Origin of the sequence: Allobosea sp. (assembly GCF_017308075.1) — a bacterium.
Classification (GTDB): domain Bacteria; phylum Pseudomonadota; class Alphaproteobacteria; order Rhizobiales; family Beijerinckiaceae; genus Allobosea.
In genome coordinates, this window is sequence record NZ_JAFKFX010000010.1 from 1 (window position 1) to 1,858 (window position 1,858).

General features: G+C 68.2%; 1 protein-coding gene. It reads right to left on the reverse strand.

Going from position 1 to position 1,858, the window contains the following annotated elements; all coding sequences use genetic code 11:
- The coding region (locus tag J0J10_RS00340; protein WP_291644343.1) for an acetyl-CoA carboxylase biotin carboxylase subunit at positions 1–1,847 on the reverse strand (1,847 nt) is incomplete at its 3' end.
- Positions 1,848–1,858: the final 11 nt, after the last annotated feature.

Here is a 1,858-nt window from a genome sequence, read left to right on the forward strand (position 1 = left end):
CCGAGGCTGACGAAGAGCGCCTTGACCAGTCCGGGCATCGGGCAGAGCAGGAATTTTCCGGTGTCGGGCGCGGCCTTTTCCGGCATCAGCGCCGCAAGCTGCGCCTCGCGGGCCGTGTAGACATGGGCATTGGCATAGGCGCCGGCATGGCCGAGGGCGAAGCCGTTGAGGATCGGCCGGACCTGCGCCGCGATCGCGATCCCGCCCTGCGTGCCCTGCCAGACCGGCTCGCCCGGGCGCCAGTCGCTGGCGAGGCTGACGCGACGTTCGCCGAAGGCGATCACGATCGCCCCGCCTTCTTCGGAGACCTCGCCCGCGAAACGCTCGCCCCCGAGCTCGACGATGCGGGCGCGCTCGAACTCGACCTTGCGCCAGCCCTGCATCTGCGCCGAGACGTTGCGCTTGCGCTGGTTCATCCGGTGGTCGCAGGCGATCGCGATCGCCGCCATCCGCAAGGCGACCTCGCCCTGCGGCTGCGGCAGCGCGAACCCTTCCGGGAACTCCTCGGCGATGAAGCCGGTCGAGAGCTCGCCGGCGATCCAGCGCGGATGCTGCATCAGCGCCGAGACGAAGGGGATGTTGTGGCGGATGCCGTCGATGGCGAAGGCGTCGAGCGCCCGCGCCTGCGCCCGGATCGCCGCCTCCCGCGTCGGCGCATGCGTCACCAGCTTGGCGATCATCGGGTCGTAATAGATCGAGATCTCGCCGCCCTCATAGACGCCGGTGTCGTTGCGCACCGTGGCGTCGCCGTCGCGCCCCTCGGCCGGCGGGCGATAGGTCACCAGCCGCCCGGTCGAGGGCAGGAAATTGCGGGTCGGGTCCTCGGCATAGACGCGGGATTCGACCGCCCAGCCATTCAGCTTCACATCGGCCTGGCTGATCGCCAGCTTCTCGCCATAGGCGACGCGGATCATCTGCTCGACGAGGTCGATGCCGGTGACCATCTCGGTGACCGGATGCTCGACCTGCAGGCGCGTGTTCATCTCGAGGAAGTAGAAGGACTTGTCCTGGCCGGCGACGAACTCGACCGTGCCAGCGCTGTCATAGTTCACGGCCCTTGCCAGCGCGACCGCCTGCTCGCCCATCCTGCGCCGGGTCGCCTCGTCGAGCAGAGGCGACGGCGCCTCCTCGACGACCTTCTGGTTGCGGCGCTGGATCGAGCATTCGCGCTCGCCGAGATGGATCACGGTGCCATGCTTGTCGCCGAGCACCTGGATCTCGATATGCCGGGGATCGACGATGAATTTTTCGATGAAGACCCGGTCGTCGCCGAAGGACGAGGCCGCTTCCGAGCGCGCCCGGGCGAAACCCTCGGCGACCTCGCCGGAGGAATGGGCGATGCGCATGCCCTTGCCGCCGCCGCCGGCCGAGGCCTTGATCATCACGGGATAGCCGATCTCGTCGGCGATCCTGACGGCATGGTCGGGGTCCTCGATCACGCCCAGATGCCCGGGCACGGTCGAGACCTTGGCCGCCGCCGCCGCCTTCTTCGACTCGATCTTGTCGCCCATCGCCGCGATCGCCCCGGGGTTCGGCCCGATGAAGACGATGCCATTGTCCTTCAGCGCCTGGGCGAAGGCCTCGCGCTCGGAGAGAAAGCCATAGCCGGGATGCACCGCCTCGGCGCCCGTCGCCTTGCAGGCGGCGATGATCTTCTCGATCTGAAGATAGGATTCGGCGGCCGGCGCCGCGCCAATGTGCACGGCCTCGTCGGCCATCTCGACATGCAGCGCCTCGCGGTCCGCATCCGAATACACCGCGACCGTCGCGATCCCCATCCGCCGCGCCGTCTTGATCACACGGCAGGCGATCTCGCCGCGGTTCGCGATCAGGATCTTCGTGAACATCGCTGGATTCC